Raw genomic sequence first — 24067 nt, 5'->3', positions numbered from 1 at the left:
GAACTTAATTTCAACACCCGCGAGGCGGGTGAAACCTGGGAGGACGACTGTGACGTTATTCAAGACACTCGTGTCGGCAACGGTGCTGACAGCATTTAGCACTGGCGCGACGCTTGCCGCCAACATCTTCGTCATCGGCGGCAAGCCGGACGACCCGTTCTGGTCAATCGTCAAACGCGGCGCCGAAGACGCGGGCAAGGTGGTCGAAGCCCAGGGTGGCAAGGTCACCTGGCTCGGGCCCCAGAACTACGACAATCTGGGCGTGGACGCCGCCGAACTGATCCGCCAGGCAATCGACCAGAAGGCCGACGCCATTGTCGGTCCAGACTGGGTGCCGGAAGCGATGGACCCTGCGTTCAAGGCAGTCGTGGATGCTGGCATTCCCCTAGTGATTTACAATGCCGGCGGGTTGAAAGCGGCCGATCGCCTCGGCGCCATGAACTATGTTGGCTCTGACGACTACAAAGGCGGCGTCGCCGGCGGCGAGTATCTCGCCAAGGCCGGCAGCAAGAAAGGCGTCTGCATTAACACCCTCCCGGGTGCGGCCAATATCGAGGCTTACTGTGGTGGCTTCAAAGAAGGGATGAAGAATGGCGGCGGCGAAGCCGACGTCCTGCCCTTGCCCGCCACGTCCTTCGGCTCGGCTACAGCTGTGGCCCAGGCGGTAAAGGCCTATCTGCTGCAACATCAGGACGTGAACGCCGTGTTCACCATCGGCAACGTTGACGCCAACTCCGCCATGAACGGCATCACGCAGTCCGGGAAAGACGGCAAGGTTCAGCTCTGCGGCATAAACTTCGACGAGACCATCCTGAATAACGTGAAGGAGGGAAAACAGGCCTGCGCCATCGACCAGCAGGGATACCTGCAGGGCTACCTCGCCGTCGCGATTCTGAATGGCAAGGTGAACTACGGCCTGACCGTGCCGACCCGCGAAATTCTCACCGGCCCCGGCATAATCGACAAGAGCACTGTCGAGGCCACCATTGCGGGCGTGAAGGCTGGGACGCGCTAAGTCCTCAACCAAGGCCGCTCGCGAAGAAGCGAGCGGCCCTTCCATCCCTGTAATGTGGCGACCGCGTTCGGCCGCCCGCTTGCTAGCGGATCCATTATGACGGCGCATCCAGTGATATCTCCCGCAGCCCCAACGTCAGAGCCCGCTCGTCATGCACCGGCGCTCGGCCGTCTGGCGCGCCGGCCCGAGGCGGGCTCGTTCCTCGGCATGGCCGCAGTCTTCCTCTTCTTCGGACTTTTCGGTGGCAGTGGCTTTCTGTCAGCAGCCGGTACGGCCAGCTGGCTCAACGTCGCGGCTGAGATCGGCATTATCGCCCTTCCGATAGGATTGCTGATGATTGCCGGCGAACTGGACATATCGGTTGGCGCTATCATTCCCGCCGCCTCTCTGACCGCCGCCATCATCTCCGGCCACTATGGCCTACCAGATTGGCTCGGCATCTTGGCTGCGCTCGGGATGGGCCTCGCCGTCGGATTCATCAATGGCTTGTTTGTGACGCGAACCATCATCCCGTCCCTCATCATTACCATAGGGACCATGTTCGGCACGATGGGCCTCACGCTTGGCCTCACCGTCATGATCGCCGGCAGCACCGGTGTATCGTTGGTGCCGGACGCTCTCACCAAGGCGATCCTTGGCCAGTATCTCGGCGGCATGTTCCAAGTCACAATTCTCTGGTGGCTGGCCTTCATCGTCAGCGCATTCTGGATGCTGCACGTCTCGCCGGTTGGCAACTGGATCTATGCACTCGGCGGTGACAAGGTAAGCGCGCGCAACGTCGGTATTCCTACCAACCGGCTTACAATCGGCCTGTTCATGTTCAGCGGCTTTAGCGCCGCTTTCGTCGGGGTCAGCCAGGTGATGGTCTACCAAAGCGCGCAGGTTCTGGCAGGCGGGTCCTTCATCTTCAATTCCATTATGTGCGTGGTTATAGGGGGCGTGCTGCTTACCGGCGGCTTCGGCTCAATCGTCGGCATCGTGTTCGGCACGATCACCTTCTCAGTCGTCAACCAGGGAATCTACTTCACCGGTATCGATCCTAACATGGGAAGCATCATCATCGGCGCACTTTTGCTGATCGCGGTGCTCACCAACGACACCTTCCGGCAGCTGGCTCTCAGCTATTCGGCGAAGAAGGCGTGAGGGACAGCCATGACTGATGCAATCAAGGCTTTTCTGCGCCGCCCCGATGCGGGCTCGATCCTCAGCCTGGTCGGTGTCGTACTGTTCTTCGTCATTTTTGGCGGTGTCGACCTTCGGACCCTCGTCGGTGCGGCCAGCTGGGTCAACTTCGCCGCCAATCTCGGCATTGTCGCCATTCCTCTCGGCCTCCTGATGATCTCGGGTGAACTCGATATCTCCATCGGTGCGTTGATCCCAGCGGGCTCAATGACCACCGCCATCCTCACCGGCTATTACGGCATGCCCATGATGGTCGGCATCGTGGGCGCGCTCGCGGTTGGCGTGATGGTCGGCCTCGTCAACGGCCTGCTGACCGTCCGCACTTCCGTGCCCTCGCTTATCATTACGCTCGGCACGCTGGTCGCCATGCAGGGCGTGGTGCTCAGCGCCTCGGTGTTGTTGACCGGCAATGCCAGCGTGGCGGTCACCGCGCCAGGCTGGGCCAAATTTCTGTTCGGCCAACTGATCGGCGGCAGCCACCAGGTCATCATAGTCTGGTGGATAATTATCGCTGTGATCGTCGGCTTCGTCGTGCATCAGACTCGATACGGCAACTGGCTATTCGCCATGGGCGGCGACCGCATAAGCGCCCGCAATGCAGGCATTCCGACGGGCCGCATGACCATCGCGCTGTTCGTGCTGTCCGCCGTCAGCGCCACATTCGTCGGTATGTGCCAAGCCATCCAGTTCAATTCGGCCCAAGTCTCCGGCGGAATGAGCTTCATCTTCAATGCGATCGTGTCTGTGGTGGTGGGCGGCGTGCTTCTCACCGGCGGCTTCGGCTCGGTGATCGGCATCTTCGTCGGTACAGTCACGTTCGCCATTGTGAGTCAGGGAATCTATTTTACCCAGATTGACCGCAACTGGTCGAACTTGATCATCGGTGTGATGCTCCTGGTGGCTGTGCTGATGAACCAGTCCTTCCGCGAGTTAGCCCTGTCGTACAGACCCCGGAGGGGCGCGAAGCCCGCCGGAGGTGCCGCCAAGCACTGAGAGAAGTTTATGAAATTGAAGGCCAATCCCGCGAAAAAGGGCTGAACGCGTCATGAGCGACAAACCTGCCATTCTCGAACTGAAGAACATCAACAAGTCCTTCGGCGCGATCGACGTGCTGCACGACATTTCATTGGAAGTGCGCCAAGGTGAGGTGTTGTGCCTGTTGGGCGATAACGGTGCCGGCAAATCCACCCTGATCAAGACGCTAGCGGGCGTCTTCATGCCCACCAGCGGCCAAATCTTGATGGACGGCCAGCCGATTAGCTTCAACGGGCCAAGTGATGCGCAAGAGCGCGGCATTGCCACGGTGCACCAATTCGGGGGCACTTTCCCGCTAATGAGCATAGGCCGGTCTTTCTTCGTGGGATTGGAGCCAACGAAGGGCTGGGGCCCGTTCAAGTTCTACGACCGTAAGCGCGCCAACGAAATCGCGGTCAAAGCGGTGCAAGATTTCGGCATCACGCGCATCGACGATGGCGACCGGCTGGTCGGCGGCCTGTCGGGCGGCGAACGTCAGTCCCTGGCTATTGCACGCGCCGTTCATTTCGGGGCCCGCGTCCTCATCCTCGATGAGCCAACCGCGGCGCTCGGCGTCAAGCAGGCGGCACACGTGCTTCGCATCGTCAACGAAGCCAAGCGCCGCGGACTCGCGGTCATCTTCATTACCCACCAGGTGATGCACGCGATGGCTGTGGGCGACCATTTCGCCGTGCTCATCCGCGGTGCCATCGCCGCGGATTTCCGCAAGCACGAAAAGACACGAGAGGAGATCACCGACCTGATGGCCGGCGGCGAGACCATGGCCGACCTCGAAGCCGAGATCGAAAATTATATGGATGAGCACGAAGGCCATCCGCCGCCTCTGGAAGTAGTTGAGGAGCGAACGAGTCGATAGGCTTCCCTCAGCAAGCGCGGCATCCGCCGCCTCCACATCAACCGACGCCTTAGGATTGCCAGGGTCGGCGGCCGTTAACTCAGAAAAAAGGCAGAAGAATACATGACAACCCGCATTGCCGTGATTGGCGCCGGCCTAATGGGCGCAGACCATGCTAAAATAGTCGCCGAGGACCTCCCCGGCGCCACGCTCCAGCTGGTGTGCGACAGGGACGAGGCGCGTGCCCGAGCGGTCGCCAATGCCCTTGGCGCCTCCGACATCTCCACCAACCCCGAAGGCGTCATCGCACGGCACGACGTGGATGCGGTGATCATCGCGAGCCCCGATTTCACGCATGCGCCGTTGTCGCAGGCTTGTATCGCGGCCGGCAAACGCGTGCTGTGCGAAAAGCCTCTTTCTCCATCGTCCGCCCAATGTGTCGCAGTGATGGAGGCTGAACAGAAGGCGGGTGCGAAGTTCGTCCAGATCGGCTTCATGCGCCGCTACGACCGCTCCTACCAGGAAATGAAACGTGCTCTATCAGGTGGCCGGCTTGGACGGCCGCTGATGATGCACAATTTCCACCGCAACGTTGAAACGCCAGCGGCCGATTTCACCGGCGCCATGGCCATCACCAATTCCGCCCCGCACGAATTCGACGTGGTGCGCTACGTACTCGACACTGAATACGCTTCAATCTCGGCCTTCCAGCCGAAGCGCTCCGATGCACTTGTCGCGCCAGTCTTCATGGTGCTCCAGACAGTTGACGGCCAACTCGTCAACATCGAGATCAACAACAATGCCGCATATGGCTACGACGTGCGCGCCGAGCTTATTGGCGAGCAGGGTGCTGTGGCGATGAACAATGTCTCCTACACCCGCTTAGATTCGGCGCTCGCCCAGAGCACGGGCTACGATGCAGACTGGCGGACCCGCTACGCCGACGCCTACCGCAGGCAGAATCGCGACTTCCTTCGTTTCGTAACTACCGGCGAGTTCCCCGGCACCGCCGCCGATTGCTGGGACGGCTACTGCGCTGCCACCGTTGCCGAGGCGGGCGTGAAGGCGCTGAACGAAGGGCGCAACGTGTCCGTGCAAATGATCGAAAAGCCGGAGTTTTATGCATGAAATTGGGTTTCGTTTCCGACAGTCTAGGCGACCTTCCCTTCGAGACGATGCTGGACCATGCCAAGCGCATGGGCGTCGATGGCGTCGAGGTGAACACCTGCGGCTGGTCCACCGCACCGCATTTCCCGCTCTCGTCCCTACTGGGCGATAAGGAAGGCCAGAAGCGCTTCATCAATGCGTTTGAGGAGCGCGGGTTGGAAATCATCAGCCTCAATGCAAACGGCAATCCGCTGCATCCAACCGACCCAGCCCAGGGTCAGGGGTTGAAAGATACGATTCGCGTGGCCGGGGAAATGGGCATCCGGACCGTGTGCACCATGAGTGGCCTTCCTGGCGGCAAAGCTTCCGACGCCATGCCTAACTGGGTCGTCTCGTCGTGGCCCCCGGAAACGCAGACCATCCTGAAATATCAATGGGAAGAGAAGATAATCCCGTTCTGGACCGACATCGTGGCGCTGGCTCAGGAGAATGGCGTGGAGCGCATTGCGCTGGAACTCCACGGCAACCAGTGCGTCTACAACGTGCCCTCGCTCTTGAAATTGCGGCAGGCGGTCGGCCCGGTCGTAGGCGCCAACCTAGATCCCTCGCACCTCTTTTGGATGGGCGCTGATCCCCTGGCGGCGGCTCAGTCGTTGGGCGAGGCGGTCTACCACGTTCATGCCAAGGATACGATGCTGAACGGCCCGGTGCAGGCGACGACCTCTCTATTGGAAAACGGCAGCCTGATGAATATTCCGGCGCGATCCTGGAGCTACATCACGCTGGGCTTCGGCCACGGCGAGGAGTGGTGGCGGCAATTCTGCTATCGCCTGAAGATGGCTGGCTACGATGGTTGGCTCTCGATCGAGCATGAGGATGTCCTTTTGAACTCGCTCGACGGGCTCGAAAAGTCCGTTGCGCTACTCCAAGGCGTCATGCCGTCCGCCCCTGCCGACTTCAAACCGCAAGCCATCTGAAGGAAGACACCATGCCCTGGATCAACGCCTGTGCCGCCAACGAAATAGAAGCCGAAGAAGCCAAACGCTTCGATCATGGCGGCCGCACCTTCGCGATTTTCCGCAACGACGCGAATGAATACTACTGCACAGACGGGCTTTGCACGCACGAGAAGATTCACCTCGCTGACGGCCTCGTCATGGCCAATACGGTGGAATGCCCCAAGCACGCTTCCGTTTTCGACTTCACGACCGGCGAAGTAGAGACGCCACCGGCCTGCGAGAACCTCAAGACTTACAAGACGAAGGTCGAGAATGGCCGCGTCATGATCGAGGCTTGAGCCATCATGGGCCAACCCTTCCAGCTGGCCGCCTGCGCCGAGATGCTTTGGCTTGATCGCCCAATTGCTTGGCGCGTCGCGCGCTTGCATGAGATGGGTTTCGGCATCGGATTGTGGAATTGGCCGGACCATGACCTCGAGGAGCTCGAGAAGACGGGCGCGACTTTCACAATCATGAACGGCTATCTCGACGGAAGGCTCGCCGATGATGAGGGGGCCGACATTCTCTTAAAATCGGCGCTCGAGACCGCGAAGGTCGGAAAGCGCCTCGGAGTTGCTCGGTTGAACCTGCATGGCACCGGTCTCGGCGAGGGCGGCATTCCTATTGTAAAAACTGACGTCGAGACTGGCCCGATGTGGCTCAAGGCGCGGGACACGTTAAACCGCATCTGTGACATGGCCGAGGCCGAAGATGTAACCTTCACGCTCGAGAATCTGAACCGGCTTGACCACCCCGGCTGCCCATTCGGCTCGACGGCAGCAGTGCTGGCATTGGTGTCGTCGATCAACAGACCGCAATTGCGTATCAATCTCGACCTCTATCACACTCAAATCGGCGAGGGCGATATTGTGCGCTGGTGCGAGAAGTGCCTGCCGTTCATCGGCGAGGTGCAGGTGGCTGACAACCCGGGTCGTCGCGAGCCGGGAACGGGCGAGATGAACTGGCGGTACATCGCGAGAGCTCTATTCGACATGGGATACCGCGGGCCGGTGGGTTTGGAGGCGTTTGCCCAAAACGATCCGGAAGCGGCGTTGGACGCTTTTCGGCGGGCTTTTACGGTGTGAGCTATGCCGGGAACGGTCATCATAGGTGCGATGCGGGTTTGGGCGTTATGATCAAGCGCGGCAAGCTATCCGACTATGCTTTCCGATCCGAACACCGCTCGCAGACTCATTTTCAAGGTCGCCTGAACTGCAGCGGAGGCTGATTATGGGCATGTATCACAACCGTCCTCATGTCGAGGACATCCGAAAGATGAAGAAGAATGGACAGAAAATCTCCATGCTCTTCGTCAGCACGCCCGACGAGGCAGCTGCCGCTGCCGCAGCAGGCATTCATATGCTTTCCATCGAGGGTCGATTTTTCGATTCGGAAATGCGGCAGGCAGCGGGCGACTGTTTCGTACAGGTCGGCCTGCCATATGGCAGCTGGGGCAGCTTTGCTGGCCGCCCGCTGGCGACAGCAGAGGATTATCTGCGTGCAGCCTTCCACTTCGCTGGCATTGGTGGTGACGCCTTTTATTGTGCGGCGTCTTACGACATCCAGAAGGCACTTTGCGACAACTACATCCCTGTCGTTGGCCATATCGGCTTAATCCCGTCATACATCACCTGGACGGGCTGGCGCGCAGTCGGCAAGACCGCGGACGAAGCGATGCGCCTCTGGCGACACACCCAGAAACTTGCGGAGATCGGCGTCTTCGGAGCGGAACTGGAAGTCGTGCCCGATCGGGTCGCGAAATTCTTGGCTGAAAACTCATCGCTTGTCATGCTTGGCATGGGCGCTGGCAAGTATGCGGATGCGCAGTACCTCTTCACGGAAGATGTGTGTGGTTACGGCAAGAACCACACGCCGCGACACGGAAAGGTTTACCGACACCTTGGCCCTGAACTGCAGAAGATCCAGGACGAGCGCCTTGTCGCCTTCAGGGAATACAAGGCAGACGTCGATTCCGGTAGGTATCCCGGTGACGAGCATACTGTTCCGATTGGGGATGCCGAGTTCGACATGTTCATGCAAGCAGCCAAACAGTGAGAACCATGCGTGTGGGGCTATCTGATTCCTCACGAGCGGGCGGTAGACAAGTCGTATCTCGCGACAGTCCGGTGCCAACGCTCGCCGAACTCAAAATGCTGATTGCGAAAAAGGAGCTCGTACTTCCCACGAAGTTGGAAACTGTCGCCCGGGTGATGTTTGCGCAGCCGGACTACGTGGCTTTCGAGAATGCCGCCGCGATCGCGCGCCGATGCGGAGTGTCCCCGACAACCTTATCCCGCCTCGCACCGCGCCTCGGCTTTAGGTCCTTCAAGGAAATGCAGAATTGCTTCCGAAATTGTATCCTAAATCGAAAGAACCAAGCAAAACAAGCTGACACGCTTTCCAGCCCGTCATTGAGAGACGGCCAGACCGCGTCCGGTTAGCTTAGATCATCGAGAGCTGTGAATAGCAGGAGATGGAGCAACCTCGACCTGCAGCGTAGTCCTCGGCAATGTCCGCTTTTCGGCGATGGCGAAGTCCGCAGCAATGACTGACTTGGTGAAGCGTTTCTGGTGGCCTCAGGCGTACGAAAGTCTCTCATGCAGGAACCCGCGGGCCGCGGACGATTGCCTATGGGGATTTGTGCCTCGGGGGTGCCAGCGCTTGTCGCGAACCCCGCATTGGGCATGTCGTGGAAGCGGCTTCCGGGCCAGGTCGCAGAGCCTGTAGCGTTGCTTCCGACGGGAATGGTGTGCGTGACGACCGGCGCCACGGCAACGTGCACATAGCATCCTGTTGACCGGCGCTTCAGATGACGCAGGAAGGCCTGATGGTCGGCCAGGTGCGCCGCCGATCCGAAGAAGGCGAGCCGACCGGCGTCGTGCAGCGCGACCAGCCGGGTCAGGAACAGACGGCGGAACAGGTTGGCCAGTACTCTGACTGGAAGAACGAAGGCCGGCCGCGACGATATCCAGCGTGATCCGTCCGGCGCGATGCCGCCGCCCGGCATCCTGCTGCCTATGGGGTCCCAAGCCCGCATCAGCATGTCTTGCTGCATGCGCTGCGAAGCGGCGTGATCGGAGCATCGGTCGACAAGGTAGCCGTGGCAAGTTCCTCTCGTTGAAGGGAACTCCATGGTCAAATCGCAGGCTTTACCTGCTCAAGGCCTATGAATACGCGTCACCTCAGAACCAGGCGACCCTCCCGCGAAGCGGGTTCGTGCATACGGCGCAAAGCGGTCATTTTAGGGTATGTTCCGAAGTGATATCACACCATCGATCGCCACCAAGGTAACGTTCAGGTCGATAGCCAGCGTTCGTTACAGAAAAGCCTTGGGTCTAAAGCTCGATCTGACACGGCGCGTTCACAAGCGGTTCTGTTGTTCGCTCAACCGCTCGCCCCGTGGTCGCTCAGACAGGAGGGACCTGAGCGCGCTCAGGATTTGAACCTGCGACCCCATCGTCCCGAACGATGTGCGCTACCAGGCAAAGCCGCAGGTTCCCGGGTTCCTTCGTCACGCTCGCTCCGCAATGATTGCATTTCCTTTCGGGCTTTGTGTGGGGAACCTGTGGTGCGATCGGGCCAAGTTCACGTTTTCATCGCCACCTATCCTGAGCGAGGTTTTCGTCGCCTTGGCGGCGACGTGCTTCTTGGCGATCTTCTCGGCGGCGTCTGCCTGGAAGTCGGGATGATGGTGACCATAAGTATCGATCAGAACATCCACGGTGATGCCGAGAAAGCCCGCGGCCTGCCACATGTCGGCGCCGGCCCGCATCAGCCAGGTCGCAGCGGTGTGGCGAAGCGTGTGCGAAGTGACGTCGGGACCGAGGCCGGCAGCGTCGCGAGCTCTCCTAAAGCTCTTCTTGACCGACCCCACCGGCTTTCCATTCCACTCCACCACAAAGTCTTGCGATATCTTGCGACCAATATTTGCGCTCTTGCCGCGCGCCTTGGTCCTGATATCGAGATCTGTGCACGCCCAGCGGCGGAGATGCGCCAACAGCCTGTCCGGCAAGCGCACAGGCGGCTGGCGTTTTTTGGTCTTCTTTGCGCTATCGGCGCGGCGGTAAAAGATGCCGCGGTCGAGGTCCACATAACCACGCCCTTTGGTGGGACGGATGGCGGCACCGCAAACTGCGGCAGAGCGCGTTCCTGTATAAAGCGCGACAAGCATGAAGCGGGCGAGGTGTCGCCCGGTACGCCGGTCGCTCTCCTGGCCCTTCCATTTCTGCTTCATACGCCACGCGGCCCAGATAAGGGCGGCCGCCTCACTGCGCGTCAACCAGCGCTCGCGCGCACCGGCCTTGTCAGGCAGGACAATCGTCGGTGCGGCAGTCGTGTGGCCTTCCCTGCGGTAGTAGTTGATGGCCGCACGAAGATCCTCGAGTTGGCGGCGCGCAACGGCTTCGGTGGGACAGAACGCGACGTAGTCGCGGCAAAGCTTGCCGTTGATAGCGGCGAGCGTCTTTTCACCGAAGAAATCGAGGATGTTGTCCAGCCGAGCCGCCGTCTCTTCCGGCGCGGCATGCTTCGGTGCAACCTCTCTCAGGTAGACGCTGACGACATCGGCTATCAAGACATCTTCGGCACCGCGCGCTCGATGGTACTTGCCGGCGATGTAGACCGCGAGCGCCTTTTCAGCTTCAGGTCCTGGATGGCCTTTTTCGCCGCTGCCAGCGCTGATGAACGTTGTTCGATCGCGGATAAACCATCCAGCTTTGTTTCGGAGTGTTCCGTCCTTTTTCCAGCTTTCGCCGCGCCAGACGAGGCGTGGCCCTTTCGACGCCCGCGGCATAGTTCCCTCATTCTGGTGATCGCCAGCAAGGTGACGTACTCCTTTCCTGCGATTAGCTCGGTTTCAAGTCGGCCGGCGTCACGTTCCTTGCGTAGGCCTGCTGCGCACATCGAGCCATCGGGAAAGGCAATTCGTGCTGCAATCGCGACGCGCAGGGGCGCGGTCTCGTCGAATTGTTCGGGGATTTTCAAAACGGAGCCCTCAGCCAATCTCTATGGTCCGATAGTTTCGCTCGGAAACAGACGGATCGCGGGTCGCATTGAGCACACTTTTCTGTCTCGCCATTCCGGATGCCCTGCCGCACGATCTTTTCTCTGAATATACGGCTGCGAAAAGCGCCGACTGGAGCGCCTGCGGCAAAGATGCTCCTTTGACCTGCTAATCGGAACGGTTGCGCTGACGCGCACTCCACGAGCCTTTCGGCTGGCTCCCCACTTCCGTGGCCGGTGAAACCGCTCCTGACTGGCTTCGGCTATCTGTGCGGCTTCCGTTTCCATGGACTCACTGCCGGGTCTCTTGGGCCTACTCCCGCGCGCCCGGCTTTAGTGGGTTCTGCTGATCGCCTCACGCTGCGGTTTCGAACGGTGTCTTTCACCTCGGAGTTGGTCAGCAACCGCAATCTTCGTTCGAGTCCATAGAGTTAGAGGGCCGCGCTTGGCGCACTGACGGGTTGAAGACTGGGAGAGAGGCTCCCGGCGCCCGGCGCGGAGACTCGCAATGACCAAGCATCAGCACCAGGCTGCCCCGACCCGGGCCAGCGTATATGACGATATCACCAACAAGATCATCGGCGAGCTGGAGGCCGGTCGGCTGCCCTGGGTTCAGCCATGGGGAATGGCGGCTGCGAAGGCGCCGCTCGCCATGCCGAAGAACGCCGCCACCGACCGGCGATACTCTGGAATCAATATCCTGATCCTCTGGGGTTCGGTGATCGAGCAGGGTTTTTCAGGACAGAGCTGGCTGACCTTCCGCCAGGCGCTCGCGCTTGGCGGCAGCGTCCGCAAGGGTGAGCATGGAACGACGGTCGTCTACGCCGATCGGTTCGTGCCCGACGACGAGAAAAAACGCGCCCGCGAAACCGGCGAGCAAGCCCGTTCGATCCCATTCCTCAAACGCTTCACGGTGTTCAACGCCGCGCAGTGCGACGGGCTGCCCGACGGTGTTGCAATGGCCACGCCCCCGCCCCTACTCGGCCTGATCGAGCCCAAGGTCGAGAGGCTGATCAAGCAGACGGGGATCGATTTCCGGGTTGGTGGCAGCCGCGCCTTCTACGCTCCGGCCCACGATTATGTGCGGGTCCCGCCACCCCAAGCCTACTTCGAGCCGATCAATTGGCACCGGACCGCCCTGCATGAACTCGGGCACGCCACCGGTCATGCCTCACGCCTCAACCGGGATTTGTCTGGTTCCTTCGGCACCAAGAAGTATGCCTTCGAAGAGCTGGTTGCCGAGATAAGTGCGGCTTTCTGCTGCGCCTCGCTGGGCATCACGCCGACCGTGCGTCACGCCGACTATATCGGCTCGTGGCTGGAGGTGCTGCGCGAGGATAACCGTGCGATCGTTCGCGCCGCCTCTCTGGCAAGCAGGGCTGCGGATTATCTCTTGGGGTTCTTGCCCGACAAAGTCGCCGCTGACGACGATCGGCGGGAGGCAGCGTAATGGCCGCCCGCTTCCAGTTCGGCGTCTTCCTGCGGATGCGTTCATGACCGAAGTCTGCCTGGATGCCGGACCCCGCTGCGGCGAAGTCGTTGCAGAGCGCCAGGACCGACCGGCTGCTCCGCGACAAGTGTCGCTTGGCTGCAGAGCACATCAGAGGGCGAGGAGTGACGGAATTCTCATGACGGGTTTGGAGGTCGAGAGAGAGGCTCTCGGCCGCCCGTCGCGGAGTACATCCCGATGGCTACTGCCGTTCAGAAGATCACCCTGTCGTCCTCGCGCGACATTCCCTTCAACAAGCTGGTGCTCTCCCAGTCCAATGTCCGGCGCGTCAAGGTCGGCGTCTCGATCGAGGATCTTGCGGCCTCGATCGCCCGCCGCGGCTTGATCCAGAGCCTCAGCGTCTTGTCCGTCGTCGACAGCGACGGCAACGAGACTGGCATGTTTGAGGTACCTGCCGGAGGCCGGCGCTTCCGCGCGCTTGAGCTGCTGGTGAAGCAAAAGCGCCTCGCCAAGACCGCCCTCGTGCCCTGTGTCGTGCGCGCCCGTCACAGCGCGATCGTTGCCGAGGAGGTGTCGCTCGCCGAGAACATTGAGCGAGCGCCGCTGCACCCGCTCGATCAGTTTCGCGCCTTCCAGGACATGCGCCAAAAAGGCATGAGCGAGGAGGAGATTGCCGCAGCCTTCTTCGTGCCGGTCAACGTCGTTAAGCAACGGCTTAGGCTGGCTTCTGTCTCCCCAGTGCTGCTCGATGTGTATGCCGATGACGGGATGACGCTGGAGCAACTCATGGCTTTCACGGTCTCTGAAGACCGCGCTCGCCAGGAGCATATCTGGGAGGCAATCAGGGATGCCTGGTCGAAAGAGCCCTATCAAATCCGGCGCATGCTGACCGAAACGACGGTGCGCGCCTCCGACAAGCGCGCCGTCTTCGTGGGGATCGACGCCTATGAGGCCGCGGGTGGTATCGTCATGCACGACCTGTTCCAGTCGGATGACGGCGGCTGGCTGCAGGATGCAGCGCTGCTGGACCGCCTGGTCGCCGAGAAGCTAAAGGCGGTTGCCCAGGAAGTTGCAGCCGAGGGTTGGAAGTGGGTCGAGGTCGCTGTCAGCTTCCCCTACGACGCAACGCGTGGGCTGTATCAGCTGCAGAGTGATCCGCTCGATCTCTCTGCCGAGGAGCAGGCTACCATCGATGCCCTCTACGCCGAGCATGCCAAGCTTGAAACCGAATATGAGGGTGCTGACGAGCTGCCCGAAGACGTCGATCAGCGACTCGGTGAAATCGAGACCGCGCTCGCCAATTTCGACAAGCGCCCAAAGCAGTTCGATCCGGCCGACATCGCCATCGCCGGCGCGTTCGTCAGCATCGACGCCGACGGCGCGCGCTCGGTCGACCGCGGCTTTCTCCGGCCTGAGGACGTGCCGCCGATGTCATTTGACGGCGCGAATGAATCGAAAAGGGACGGCGGGTCCGGGGCTGCCGACAGCTCGTCGGTGCACCGTGCCGTTGTCACCATTGGCGGCCAGGCAGTCGAGTGCGAGGAAGACGGGGACGATGCGGTCAAGCCCCTGCCGGACCGACTGGTGACAGAGTTGACCGCACACCGGACACTGGCGTTGCGCGATGCGGTTGCCGGCAACCCTCATGTCGCCATGACAGCGCTCTTGCACAAGCTGGTCACTGACACGTTCCAGCACCGCACCACGAACGGGTGCCTGGAGGCCTCGATCCGTCATGTCTTCTTCCCTCTGCAGGCAGGTGACCTGAAGGACAGCCCCGCGGCGAAATCGGTGGCCGAACGCCATGAGGCCTGGAAATCGGACCTGCCGACCGAGGACGATGCACTTTGGGACTGGATCGCCTCACTGGATGAGACCAGCCGGGCGGCGTTGCTCGCCCATTGCGTCAGCTACGGCGTGAACGCGCTCCACGAGAAAGCCGACCGCTATGGCGGCGATATCTCGGCACACGGCGTTCGGCAGCGGATCGCGCAAGCTGATCGACTGGCACGCGCGGTCGGTCTCGATATGGTCGACGCCGGCTGGACACCGACAGTCGAAAACTATCTCGGCCGCATCATCAAGTCTCGCATTCTCGAGGCGGTGCGGGAGGCGAGGGGCGAACAGGCCGCGCAGCTGATCGAGCACCTGAAAAAGGGGGAAATGGCGAAGGAAGCCGAGCGCTTGCTGACCGATAGTGGTTGGCTGCCCGAGCCGCTGCGCCTGGTCGACCCCGACGACAGTGCTGGCGCTGATAGCGGCGCCGGCGCCGACGCGTATGGGGAAGAGCTGCCCGAATTCCTCTCAGACGACGATGCGCAGATTGAAGACAGCGAACCGCACATGGCCGCTGAATAGATCGCCTCGCGCGGAGCGGCTTCGGCCGCTCCGCGCCCTTTCCTACCCCTACCGGATGCTCAGTTTCTCACCCACGGGCAAAGCCAATTGGCCGCTTCTGCCGCGTCCTTCTCGCTCGGCGGCTGCTGCCTCGCCGTCCCCACTGCGTGCCAAGATATCGCCCCCGGGCTGCCAACCGCGTTGCCGCTGTCATCATTGGGCTGACGGCGGGTAGCGGCGCAGCGCCCGGATCGAAGAAGGATCGTTATCGGCAAGACCGCAGTCCAGAGGGGAGAGGCCGGCCAGGGCGGATTTGAGCCGGATTGGTCGAGAGAGAGGCCGCCCGGTTCATCCCGTTCCGCTCTCCTCGAGGTTTTCTCCATGCTTGATGTTTCTTCGAAGACTGCCGCTCCGGCAGTGCCGCTTCCGCTTGTCTCATCCCCGGCTGTCGAACCAGCTGCCGCCATCCACAGCGCGGCGCAGTTTCTTCTGCCCCATCTCGAACGCGGTCAGCGCGTCGACGCCTCGCACCTTCGCTCCGCCATGGTAGCTGCCTTCGGTGCCTCCGATGCGTCCGGCGCATGGGACTGGAAATCAGCCTATGACGCTTGCGAAGTCGCGACGGTGCTGTTCCTGCGCAAATACGGAAAGTCGCTTTTCCGCAAAGCCGGTTCTCCGGCCGCCGCACTTCCGATGCTGGGCAAGATCGCCGGCCTGTTCCCAACTCACACGCGTCGCTCCGAAGAGACCGAAGCGCTTCAGCAGTTCAGCACCCCCATTCCGCTCGGTCTGGCGGTCGTGACTGCCGCGGCAATCACGGCTGCCGACCGCGTGCTTGAGCCCTCCGCCGGCACCGGGTTACTTGCTATTCTGGCCGAGATCAGCGGCAGCACGTTGCTGCTCAACGAACTGGCCGAAGCCCGCGCCGGGCTTCTCTCATTGCTCTTTCCGGGTATCCCCGTCACCCGCTTCGACGCAGCGCAGATCGATGATTATCTCGATCCCGGCATTGTGCCGAGCGTCGTGCTGATGAACCCGCCGTTCTCGGTTCTGGCCAATGTCTCGGGTCGCGTGTCCGACGCTGCCTATCGTCACGTCGCCTCTGCGCTGGCCCGGCTCGCCGAGGGCGGGCGGCTTGTCGCAATCACTGGCGCAAATTTTTCCCCAGAGCTGCCCATCTGGCGCGAGTCCTTCGTCAGGCTCCAGGAGCGCGGTCGCGTGGTGTTCACCGCCGCAATCGACGGCGCCGTCTACGCCAGGCATGGCACCACCGTCGAGACCCGGCTGACCGTCATCGACAAACTGCCGGCCGACAATCCAGGCACCTTTCCAGCATCAGCCGGCACGGCGCCCGATGTCGCCACACTGATCGCTTGGATTGGCGAGCACGTTCCCGCACGGCTGCCGGTCAGCGCTTCGGCTTTTGCGCCCGTCGTCAAGGCACTGGGGCCCACAGCGCGCACCGTGCGCGGTGATCTCGCCAGATCCGCGGCTTCCTCTCCGGTGCGCAGCCTCGCCGAGGCGGAAGGCGCCGAGCTTGCTTACGAGACTTTGGACTGGAGGCCTGCCGAAAGTAGGCACATCACCGATGGCATCTATGAGGAATACGGGTTGCAGGCGATCCGCATTCCGGGCGCCCATCCGCATCCGACCAAGCTGGTTCAATCGGCGGCGATGGCATCCGTTGCTCCGCCGAAGCCGAGCTACCGGCCGATTCTTCCTACCAAGGTTGTCAGCGACGGCGTCTTGTCCGACGCGCAGCTAGAAACAGTCATCTATGCCGGCGAGGCCCATTCGGAGTTCCTCGCCAGTTCCTGGACGGTGGACGACACCTTCGATCTTGTCTCTGCCGCGCGCGACGATGCTGCGCACGCCGTGCGATTCCGCCGGGGCTTCATGCTCGGCGACGGGACGGGCGCCGGCAAGGGCCGCCAGTCGGCCGGCATCATCCTGGATAGTTGGATGCAGGGCCGCCGCAAGGCGGTGTGGATCTCCAAATCCGACAAGCTGATCGAAGACGCCCAGCGCGACTGGTCTGCTCTCGGCATGGAGCGCCTGCTGGTCACGCCGCTGTCGCGGTTCCCGCAGGGCAAGGCCATCCGCCTCGATCAAGGGGTCCTATTCACCACCTACGCCACGCTGCGCTCCGACGAACGCGGTGAGAAGGTCTCGCGCGTGCGGCAGATCGTCGAATGGTTGGGCACCGACTTCGACGGAGTGATCATTTTCGACGAGAGCCACGCCATGCAGAACGCCGCAGGCGGCAAGGGAGAACGCGGCGACGTCGCCGCCTCACAGCAGGGACGCGCCGGGCTCCGCCTCCAAAACGCCCTGCCGAACGCCCGTGTCGTCTACGTCTCGGCGACGGGCGCAACCACCGTCCACAACCTCGCTTACGCGCAGCGTTTGGGCCTATGGGGTGGTGAGGATTTGCCCTTCGCGACCAGGGCCGAATTCGTTGAGACGATCGAGGCCGGCGGCGTTGCCGCCATGGAAGTGCTGGCTCGAGACCTTCGCGCACTCGGTCTCTATACGGCACGATCGCTCTCGTACGATGGTGTCGAATACGAGCTGGTCGAGCACCAGCTTACCTCCGAGCAGACCCGCATCTACGACGCCTATGCCGGAGCGTTCAGCGTCATTCATAACAATCTCGACGCCGCAATGCGGGCCGCCAACGTCACAGGCGAGACCGGGACACTGAACCGTCAGGCAAAGTCGGCTGCACGTTCGGCATTCGAGAGCACGAAACAGCGCTTCTTCGGGCATTTGCTCACCGGCATGAAGACGCCGACCCTGATACGCTCGATCGAGCGCGATCTCCATCAAGGCCATGCCGCCGTCATCCAGATCGTCTCGACCGGCGAGGCACTGATGGAACGGCGCCTCGCGGAAATTCCAACCGAGGAATGGAACGACGTTCGCGTCGACATCACGCCGCGCGAATATGTCCTCTCGTATCTGCAGCATTTCCTTCCCCGTGCAACTCTACGAGCCGTTCACCGACAGCGAAGGCAATTTGTCGTCACGTCCGGTCTATCGCGACGGCCAGCCCGTCGAGAGCCGCGAAGCGGTCGCCCGCCGCGATCGCCTTATCGAGCAACTCGCTTCACTGGCCCCCGTCCCGGGGGCACTCGATCAGATCGTACAGCGCTTCGGCACCGACCTCGTAGCGGAAGTGACAGGCCGGTCGCGCCGCGTCGTTCGCAAGACCAGCACTCGAGGCATCGATCGCCTTGTCGTCGAAAACCGCGCCGGATCGGCCAATCTCGCCGAGGCACAGGCATTCATGGATGACTGTAAGCGCATATTGGTGTTTTCCGACGCCGGTGGCACTGGCCGCAGCTATCACGCTGATCTCACTGCGAAGAACCGCCGCCTTCGAGTTCACTATCTGCTTGAGCCGGGCTGGAGGGCCGATGCCGCCATCCAGGGCTTGGGGCGCACCAACCGCACGAACCAGGCGCAGCCGCCGCTGTTCCGGCCGGTTGCGACCGATGTGAAGGCTGAGAAGCGCTTTCTCTCGACGATAGCCCGGCGGCTCGACACATTGGGCGCCATTACGCGCGGCCAGCGCCAGACCGGCGGCCAGGGCCTATTTCGCCCTGAGGACAATCTGGAGTCGCACTATGCCCGCGACGCGCTGCGGCAGCTTTACCTGCTGCTGGTTCGCGACAAGGTGGACGGCTGCTCACTCCAGATGTTCGAGGAGGCGACCGGCCTCACGCTGACGGACTCCACCGGCATCAAGGACGAGCTGCCGCCGATCACGACCTTCCTCAATCGGCTGCTGGCGCTCACCATCGCGCTTCAAACCGTTCTGTTTACGGCCTTCGAGCAATTGCTAAATGCGAAAATCGAGGGCGCCATCGCCTCCTGTGCCTACGACATCGGCTTGGAAACACTGCGTGCGGAGAGCTTCGTCGTCACCGAGCGACGCGTCATCCATGTCCATGCCGCCACCGGTGCGGAAACGCGACTGCTGACCATCGCCCAGCGCAAGCGCAATCGACCCGTTTCACTTGCCGATGCCCTTGCTCAGCTTCACGATCCCCGCGCGAAGCTCCTGGTCAACAACCGATCCGGCCGCGCCGCCGTACAGGTGCCAGCGCCAGAGCTGATGCTCGACAATGGCGAGATCGAATGGCGCGTCCGGCTGATCCGGCCGATGGAGCACCATCAGGCCTCATTGAAGATGATGGCGGAGAGCCACTGGGTTGAGGCTGAGCAGGCTGCATTCGCTGACGCCTGGAGTGTCGAGACGGCTGACGTGCCCGAATTCACGGACAGCACTATCCATGTCGTTGCCGGCATGCTGCTGCCGATCTGGAAGCGTCTGCCCAGGGAATTCTCACGTGTGTACCGGCTCCAGACTGACGATGGCGAGCGCATCATCGGTCGTCAGGTCCCGCCAGCATGGATCGCAGGCGCACTGGCAACAAGCTCGCCTTCGATCACAGCCAGTGATGCTTTCGTTGCGCTACTGGGCGGTCGAACGATCCTCGACCTCGCCGATGGTCTGCAGCTTCGGCGCAGCCGCCTCATGGGCGTCAGCCGAATCGAGCTGACGGGCTTCAACGACACAATGCGTGACCGTCTTTCGGCTTACGGCCTCTTCCGAGAGATCATCTCCTGGAAGCTGCGCATGTTCGTGCCCGCCGACGCATCTGGACCCGCAATTCTGGGCAAGTTGCTGAAGGGCTATCCAGTCCAGCGCATCGACACGCGGGAGGATGCGTGATGGCCCGCCACGATGCGTCAGAACTGGCGCACCGCCTCGGCCAGCAGGCTGAGGCGGTTTGTCGCTACTATCTCTCAAACGGGCATCGCGAGGGTCGCTACTGGCTTGTCGGCGATGTGCAAAACACGCCGGGCCGCTCAATGTTCGTGCGTCTCGTCGGGTCAGCGAACGGAAAAGGAGCCGCCGGCAAGTGGGCCGATGCGGCGACTGGCGAGCATGGGGACCTTCTAGACGTCATCCGCGAAAGCCGCGGCTTCAGCAACTTCAAGGACGTTGCGAATGAAGCAATGACGTTTCTCGGCTTGCCGCATCCCGAACCAGAGCAGATTTCTCCCCGGCCGAAATCGGTAGACACGCCATCCGGATCATCTGAAGCAGCGCGTCGGCTGTTTACGATGTCGCAGCCGATTGCGGGTACGGTCGTAGAGGCGTATCTGCGCAACCGCAGTATTACCGCTTTGCACGGGACCGAAAGCCTGCGTTTTCACCCGCGCTGCTACTACCGGCCCGACGAACACGCGCCGACTGAGACCTGGCCGGCGATGATCGCTTCCGTCACCGATCTCGACGGCCATTTGACTGGCGCACATCGCACCTGGCTTGATCCTTCCGGCAGAGGCAAGGCATCGGTCGGTACGCCGAGGCGCGCGATGGGCGATCTTCTCGGTCACGCGGTTCGCTTTGGCCTGCCGGGCGACGTCATGGCGGGCGGCGAAGGCATCGAGACCGTCTTGTCGCTTCGGTGCATCCTGCCCGATATGGCTATGGCAGCGGCACTTTCGGCCGCCCATCTTGCTGCCATGCTGTTCCCCCTCACGCTGAGACGGCTCTACATCGTGCGCGACGCCGATCCAGCCGGTAACGGCGCGCGTGACACCTTGATCGAAAGAGCGAATGCTGCCGGGATCGAGGCGGTCGTGCTCTCGCCGGCACTTGGTGACCTCAACGAAGATCTCTGTACGCTAGGCGTGGATGCCGTTCGAGCAGCAGTCCGTGTTCAGCTCGCCCCGCAGGACATCGCCCGTTTCATGGCAGTGGCGGAATAACTCGGAACGAACAGCCTGTCCGCTGTCGCTTGCATCGCTTGGATGCTCCTGAAGTCGGAGAGAACCGCGCCTGCGGGCCTTCGAGAGGGCGATCGGCCAGCAAACGACCCGGACCCGCAATGTCTCCGGCCGACTATTTTCCGGCGCGCTCCCCAAGGGAGCGCTTTCCATCGCGAAGCAAAATAGCCGGCCTTCACCCTCCTCCGCTGACACTCCGGCCCTTCGCTTCGCTGCGGGTGCAGGTCCGTCCCGTCCGCCGGCTTCCGTCGCCATGAAGGCCGCGAGGGTCGCGGTCCAACCGGCGGAGCATCCAATGAGCGAGCATGACGACTACGAACCACAGCACTCGTCTTCACCCATCGACCTCGTCCTCACAGAACTCCAGCTCTATGGCTACCGACCCTTCGCGGATGAGCCTGATCCTCGACCGCTTCCAGAGGGCCACTGCGTCGCCGGCGCGATCGCCGACATCTTCGACGCCCTCATCGTGGCACTGCAAGACACTCGCCTCGAGCCCGATCTCGACGATCTTCTGTGGTCGACCGTCAACATCTTTCACCGCGCCGCAGATCGGATCGAGCGCGAACTCGATCACAACGAGCAGGCGCAACGCCGCAGCCAGCGTGAGCAGGACGGCAGCGAAGTGAAATCCGTCGAGCTGGAACGCCTGACGGCCGAAGGGCAGACGCTGATCGAACGCCAAAGCGCCTTCGAACTGATGCGTGATCAGGCCGCGGAGCACTACGAGCGCCACACCGGATCGAGTTGGCGACCGCGCAGCGGATCGATGGTCAACCACCGCAACATGACCTCTGCGCTGATCGACAGCCGCGACTTTCTCAGCGCCAAGAAACGCGCCTCGCAGGAAGTCCTTCTGCCACCTGGCCCGAAAATCGCCTTCACCGCTGGGCTCGACTTCAATGACCACCAGCTGATCTGGGCCAAGCTCGACCAGGTCCACGCCAGGCATCCCGACATGGTCTTGATGCATGGGAAATCGCCGAAGGGTGGCGAAAAGATCGCCTCCTGTTGGGCAGACCGTCGCAAGGTACCCCAAATCGGCTTTGCCCCTGATTGGACAAAGCATGCCAAAGCCGCCCCGTTCAAGCGCAATGACGCAATGCTGGAGGTACTGCCGATAGGCGTCATCGTCTTTCCCGGGACCGGAATTCAGGACAATCTTGCAGACAAGGCAAAGAAGCTCGGCATCCCAGTCCTCGACTTCCGCCCCAAGGGAGGCGGCGCGTAAGCGCTGCCCGCCCCTACCCTTTTTTCGATTGTACGATACGGCCGCGATCGGGCAGCGCGTACTGTATTTGCAGCTCGCTGGAGTGCTTGGCCCGGGATGCCGGATCTCAGGCTCCCAGCGCCGCCCGTCTTTTTGCGATACTCAAGTCCGCGCCCTAGCAAAGGCGCGCGACGCCGTCACGCTTGCCGTCAACGTTTCAGCTGCGTCGCAGCTGGCATCACAGCTGCGAATAACGACGCCTGTTTAACCGAACAGGGCCTGGATCTGGGCGAACTCACCGAACAACCGGCGTGGGCAGGATGCTTTTTTCGGCCGTCGCATTGTTAGCGTCGTCGCTGACTCGGCATCGCGCGACGCACAGTTCGAATCCACCACGGCGTGCCGTCTCGTTCCAAAGATAGCGCATATCCGGTGGTGCACGTCAGCCGTGACTTGAACCATCACGTGCGTGTCTTATGCGCGTTGCTGACAACAGCTTGCGACTTCGCGATGCCTGTACAGAGGAGCATCGACGCCGGTGATCGTCGTAGCCGGGATTTCGCCAGCGACGGTATCGCCAGGTTCTCCGTTGATGTCTCTATCTGGTGGGCCGCTCCAAACGGCCTCTTTAATGGGCTGATCTGGCCGAAGGTCGGCTGCGCCTCGATCGCCTAAGCCGCAATGGCGCCGATCGACTTTCTTCCCCTGCCGGCTGCGCCGTCATTCCTCGCCAAACAACAAAGTCGCTTGGCTGCCATCCTCCGCTGGCGCTGCGGTCGCAAGCGATGCGGCGTCGATCGCCTCCGGCCCGCCGATCGCCATCGAGGCCGCAATGGTGCGGGCTCGAAACAGAGTTCAAGGAGAAAACTCATGGCGATAATCGGAACCTTCAAGAGGACCGGCAACAACGAGTTCACCGGCGAAATCGTCACTCTCTCGCTCCAGACCAAGAACGTCCGCGTCGTGCCCGAGACCAACCGCTCTGGCGACAGCGCCCCCAGCCACCGTGTCTTCGTCGGGCGGGTCGAGATCGGCGCCGCATGGTCCAAGCGCTCCAATGACGGCCGCGACTATCTCGGCGTGAAGCTGGACGATCCGAGCTTCACTGCTCCGATCTACGCCAACCTCTTCAACGATGAGGAAGGCGAAGGCTACAGCCTCATCTGGTCGCGCCCCAACGGCCGCCGCAACGCGGAGTAAGGCCCCGACCAAGGCTCCGCCCGGACGAACAGGGCGGGGCCGTCCTCCTTTTCACGACAAGATGAGCGCAGTCGCTGCGCAACGAGCTCCGTCGGACTTTGGGGCGACTACCTGTCGTGTTCCCGGCTGGAGACTTCATTCCTGCATGTTGCCTCGCCGATAATCGAAAATTCGCGGTGCTTCCCGCGTCAACTCACGGTGCCGATTTTCTGATCAACTCGCATGGGTCCACATTCAGCGCAGTTGCGATCCTCCCAAGAACACTGATGCTGGCCGAGACCCGAGCGCGCTCGATCGATCCGACGTAACGCATGCTCAGTCCAGAGCGGGCGGCCAGTTCCTCCTGCGTCACGTTCTGGTCATGGCGCAGACGACGCATGTTGGCCGCCATGATCTCCTTGAGATTCATGACGGATTAGGGACCAGAAAGGGAACTATCGTTCTAGGAATGATCGTTCCTATTCGCTATGATTGGTGCTCGATCTAAAGGACGGCTCCTTCGAGATCGCGATCGAAATATGAACGGTCAAATACCATGCTTAAACCGCTGCTCGATCCTGATGTCGCCGACATTGCGCCGGATGCCCCGGTCCTGACCGGCTATGACGAGGAGCGTCTGCTCACCTACATTCGCCTGCTTGACGCGGCAGCGGAAGATGCCGATTGGCGAGAGGTGGCCAGGATCGTCTTGCATATAGACCCGGAGCAGGAGCCGGAACGAGCGTTCCGGTCCTGGGAGACCCATCTTGCCCGCGCGCGATGGATGACGACCAGCGGCTACCGATATCTTCTCGCTGGCGGCGCTCCGCACTGACGCGGCCGGCGCTCCATTTTGCTGAATCGGCATAATGGTTTGCCGACTCTCAAACTATCCAACTTCCTTATCCCCCTG

At 61.7% G+C, this 24067-nt stretch carries 18 protein-coding genes and 2 pseudogenes; 16 read left to right on the top strand and 4 right to left on the bottom strand.

Annotation, left to right across the window (positions count from 1 at the left end; genetic code table 11):
- Positions 1-49: 49 nt before the first annotated feature.
- The 9 genes from NKI52_RS14435 to NKI52_RS14395 all read left to right on the top strand — a co-directional run bounded on the left by NKI52_RS14435 (position 50) and on the right by NKI52_RS14395 (position 8227).
- A complete protein-coding gene (locus tag NKI52_RS14435) occupies positions 50-1015 on the top strand; it encodes a sugar ABC transporter substrate-binding protein (RefSeq protein WP_031211128.1) in 966 nt (321 codons plus the stop codon).
- 207 nt (positions 1016-1222) lie between these two features.
- Positions 1223-2158: an ABC transporter permease gene (locus tag NKI52_RS14430; RefSeq protein ID WP_023674310.1), complete on the top strand. Its 936-nt coding sequence runs from the start codon at positions 1223-1225 to the stop codon at positions 2156-2158.
- Positions 2159-2167: 9 nt separating this feature from the next.
- A complete protein-coding gene (locus NKI52_RS14425; RefSeq protein ID WP_023674309.1) occupies positions 2168-3190 on the top strand; it encodes an ABC transporter permease in 1023 nt (340 codons plus the stop codon).
- Between the two features lie 52 nt (positions 3191-3242).
- Entirely contained in the window at positions 3243-4088 is an 846-nt protein-coding gene (locus tag NKI52_RS14420; RefSeq protein WP_352457196.1) for an ATP-binding cassette domain-containing protein, read from the top strand.
- Positions 4089-4190: 102 nt separating this feature from the next.
- A complete protein-coding gene (locus tag NKI52_RS14415; protein WP_031211122.1) occupies positions 4191-5195 on the top strand; it encodes a Gfo/Idh/MocA family oxidoreductase in 1005 nt (334 codons plus the stop codon).
- The gene (locus NKI52_RS14410) at positions 5192-6151 is read left to right on the top strand and encodes a sugar phosphate isomerase/epimerase family protein (protein ID WP_352698350.1); all 960 of its coding nucleotides are present in this window, start codon (positions 5192-5194) and stop codon (positions 6149-6151) included. Before NKI52_RS14415 ends, NKI52_RS14410 begins: the two co-directional genes overlap by 4 nt.
- 11 nt (positions 6152-6162) lie before the next feature.
- Positions 6163-6471, top strand: coding sequence for a MocE family 2Fe-2S type ferredoxin (locus tag NKI52_RS14405; RefSeq protein ID WP_023674304.1), 309 nt, complete (start codon positions 6163-6165; stop codon positions 6469-6471).
- Between the two features lie 6 nt (positions 6472-6477).
- The gene (locus tag NKI52_RS14400) at positions 6478-7257 is read left to right on the top strand and encodes a TIM barrel protein (RefSeq protein ID WP_023674303.1); all 780 of its coding nucleotides are present in this window, start codon (positions 6478-6480) and stop codon (positions 7255-7257) included.
- Positions 7258-7402: 145 nt separating this feature from the next.
- The gene (locus NKI52_RS14395; RefSeq protein WP_352619987.1) at positions 7403-8227 is read left to right on the top strand and encodes a 3-methyl-2-oxobutanoate hydroxymethyltransferase; all 825 of its coding nucleotides are present in this window, start codon (positions 7403-7405) and stop codon (positions 8225-8227) included.
- A 751-nt stretch (positions 8228-8978) separates the two neighbouring features.
- On the opposite strand, the pseudogene NKI52_RS14390 reads toward NKI52_RS14395, so the two are convergent.
- The 3 genes and pseudogenes from NKI52_RS14390 to NKI52_RS14380 form a co-directional block, all read right to left on the bottom strand.
- Positions 8979-9179: pseudogene (locus NKI52_RS14390) on the bottom strand (transposase); the annotation flags it as partial.
- 504 nt (positions 9180-9683) lie between these two features.
- Positions 9684-10745 carry a tyrosine-type recombinase/integrase gene (locus NKI52_RS14385; RefSeq protein WP_245274606.1) on the bottom strand — a complete coding sequence of 354 codons (1062 nt, stop codon included), beginning with the start codon at positions 10743-10745 and terminating at the stop codon, positions 9684-9686.
- Positions 10742-11173 (bottom strand): excisionase, encoded by a 432-nt coding sequence (locus NKI52_RS14380; protein ID WP_245274605.1) that lies wholly within the window; start codon positions 11171-11173, stop codon positions 10742-10744. Before NKI52_RS14380 ends, NKI52_RS14385 begins: the two co-directional genes overlap by 4 nt.
- 508 nt (positions 11174-11681) lie before the next feature.
- On the opposite strand from NKI52_RS14380, the gene NKI52_RS14375 reads away from it, so the two are divergent.
- The 6 genes and pseudogenes from NKI52_RS14375 (at position 11682) to NKI52_RS14350 (ending at position 23175) form a co-directional block, all read left to right on the top strand.
- Entirely contained in the window at positions 11682-12623 is a 942-nt protein-coding gene (locus tag NKI52_RS14375; RefSeq protein WP_352619985.1) for an ArdC family protein, read from the top strand.
- 237 nt (positions 12624-12860) lie between these two features.
- Entirely contained in the window at positions 12861-14981 is a 2121-nt protein-coding gene (locus NKI52_RS14370) for a ParB/RepB/Spo0J family partition protein (protein ID WP_352698348.1), read from the top strand.
- Positions 14982-15341: 360 nt separating this feature from the next.
- Positions 15342-19701, top strand: a pseudogene (locus NKI52_RS14365) (strawberry notch-like NTP hydrolase domain-containing protein).
- Positions 19701-20747 (top strand): DUF7146 domain-containing protein, encoded by a 1047-nt coding sequence (locus NKI52_RS14360; RefSeq protein WP_023674295.1) that lies wholly within the window; start codon positions 19701-19703, stop codon positions 20745-20747. The pseudogene NKI52_RS14365 and the gene NKI52_RS14360 overlap by 1 nt, the downstream one beginning before the upstream one ends.
- A 313-nt stretch (positions 20748-21060) precedes the next feature.
- Entirely contained in the window at positions 21061-21996 is a 936-nt protein-coding gene (locus tag NKI52_RS14355) for a DUF2493 domain-containing protein (protein WP_031211117.1), read from the top strand.
- 849 nt (positions 21997-22845) lie between these two features.
- Positions 22846-23175 carry a DUF736 domain-containing protein gene (locus NKI52_RS14350; RefSeq protein WP_023674291.1) on the top strand — a complete coding sequence of 110 codons (330 nt, stop codon included), beginning with the start codon at positions 22846-22848 and terminating at the stop codon, positions 23173-23175.
- Between the two features lie 193 nt (positions 23176-23368).
- Here NKI52_RS14350 and NKI52_RS14345 read toward each other — a convergent pair whose 3' ends face one another.
- A complete protein-coding gene (locus NKI52_RS14345; RefSeq protein WP_023674290.1) occupies positions 23369-23584 on the bottom strand; it encodes a helix-turn-helix domain-containing protein in 216 nt (71 codons plus the stop codon).
- A gap of 126 nt (positions 23585-23710) precedes the next feature.
- On the opposite strand from NKI52_RS14345, the gene NKI52_RS14340 reads away from it, so the two are divergent.
- Positions 23711-23989, top strand: coding sequence for a DNA -binding domain-containing protein (locus tag NKI52_RS14340; protein ID WP_023674289.1), 279 nt, complete (start codon positions 23711-23713; stop codon positions 23987-23989).
- Positions 23990-24067 lie beyond the last annotated feature (78 nt).

The organism is Mesorhizobium sp. M0590 (assembly GCF_040320905.1).
Classification (GTDB): Bacteria; Pseudomonadota; Alphaproteobacteria; order Rhizobiales; family Rhizobiaceae; genus Mesorhizobium.
The sequence above is the reverse complement of the archived record's forward strand: the minus strand, read 5'-3'. Positions and strand labels throughout refer to the sequence as shown.